Genomic DNA, 1,556 nt, shown 5'->3' with positions numbered 1-1,556 from the left:
CATCATCGTCCTCCTTCGATGTCGAGCGACAGTTCCCGCGCGGCACGGACCAGATGCGCGGCCTCGGGCGTTGCGGGACGCGCCAGCAGCGCGTCGGTCGCCCCGGATTCCACGACACGCCCTTCCGACAGCACGTAGCAGCGCGTGGTGGCGCGTTTGAGCACCGAGAAATCGTGGGTGATGAACAGCATGGACGCGCCGGCGTCGTCGACCAGCGAAGTCAGCAGATCGACGATCTGCCGTTGCGTGATCGAATCCAAGGCCGTGGTCGGCTCGTCGGCGATGATCAGCCTTGGCGAGGTGATCAGCGCGGTGGCGATGCCGACGCGCTGCTGCTGTCCGCCGGAAAGCTCATGCGGGTATTTGAGCAGCACGTCCTCGGCGAGTCCGACCTTCGCCAGCATCGCCTTGACGCGCTCCACGCGCTCTTCGAGCGTCAGGTCGTAATGCAAATACAGCGGCAGGCCGACCTGCTGCGCCACCGTCATCACGGGATTCAACGCGACGGATGGATTCTGGAACACCATGCCCATGTAGCGGCCGCGCAGATCGGCCATGGTCTCGTCGGTGGCGCCGACGGCATGCGTGCCATCCAGATCGATGCCGCCGCGCACCCGCGCCGTTTCGGGAAGGATGCCCATCATGGCCTTGGCGATCATCGATTTGCCGGAACCGGACGATCCGATCAGTCCGACGCGTTCGCCGTCCGCGATGGCCAGTTCCACATCATGCACGATCGGATTGCCGTTGATGGAGATATCAAGGTTGTGAATATGCACGCTCATGCGATGTTCCTCAATGCCGGATTCGTCAATGGGTCGATGGCGTCACGCAGCGCGTCGCCGAAGAGGTTCAGCGCGATGACCACCACGGTCACCACCAGGCCGGGCCAGAGCACGGCCGTCGGATAGATGCTGATGAACCTGACCGATGTGGCCAGGGAGTGCCCCCAGCTGGGAACGCCCGAGCCGACGCCCACGCCGAGATAGGTCAATCCCGCTTCGGCGAGCAGCGACGTGCCCGCGCTCATGGAAAGCTGCACGCTGAGCACGGGCAGGGTGTTCGGCAGAACATGCGTGAAGAACACGCGGATCGGCCGGGCACCGGCCCACAGCGACGCCTCGACGTATGGCGAGCGCGCGGCGAGCAGGGCCGCGGGGCGCAGGATCCTCGCCAGATTCATGCCGTACGCGAATCCGCAGGAAACGACGATGACGGCGGCGGATGCGCCGAACGGCACGGTGAGGATCAATGCGATCAGCACGGTGGGCAGGGAGATCAGCGCATCGACGACGACCACCGAGGTGGACGCGAACGCGCTGTTGCGCGACACCATGGCCGCGACGAGCAGCAGGCCGAGCGCGGCCGCGACGCATACGGTGAGCAGGGCGATCGCCAGATTGGTGCGCGACCCCGCCATCAGCCAGCTCAGCACGTCGGAGCCGACGCCGTCCGTGCCCAGCGGATGCGCGGCGGATGGCGAGGACCACACATGGTAGCCGTCCGTCGCCAGCAAGTGGTACGGCGTCCAGAACAGCGATACGACCGATACGGCG

Annotated in this window: 2 protein-coding genes; both read right to left on the bottom strand. The window is 65.8% G+C overall.

Annotated elements, in window-relative coordinates:
• Positions 1-2: 2 nt before the first annotated feature.
• Positions 3-785: an ABC transporter ATP-binding protein gene (locus B3C64_RS08665; protein WP_291535089.1), complete on the bottom strand. Its 783-nt coding sequence runs from the start codon at positions 783-785 to the stop codon at positions 3-5.
• Positions 782-1,556: ABC transporter permease (locus B3C64_RS08660; protein ID WP_291535087.1), on the bottom strand; the 775-nt coding region annotated here is incomplete at its 5' end. The genes B3C64_RS08665 and B3C64_RS08660, both read right to left, overlap by 4 nt.

Origin of the sequence: Bifidobacterium sp. UBA6881 (assembly GCA_002451435.1) — a bacterium.
Classification (GTDB): domain Bacteria; phylum Actinomycetota; class Actinomycetes; order Actinomycetales; family Bifidobacteriaceae; genus Bifidobacterium.
This window is presented reverse-complemented; position numbering and strand designations above follow the sequence as displayed.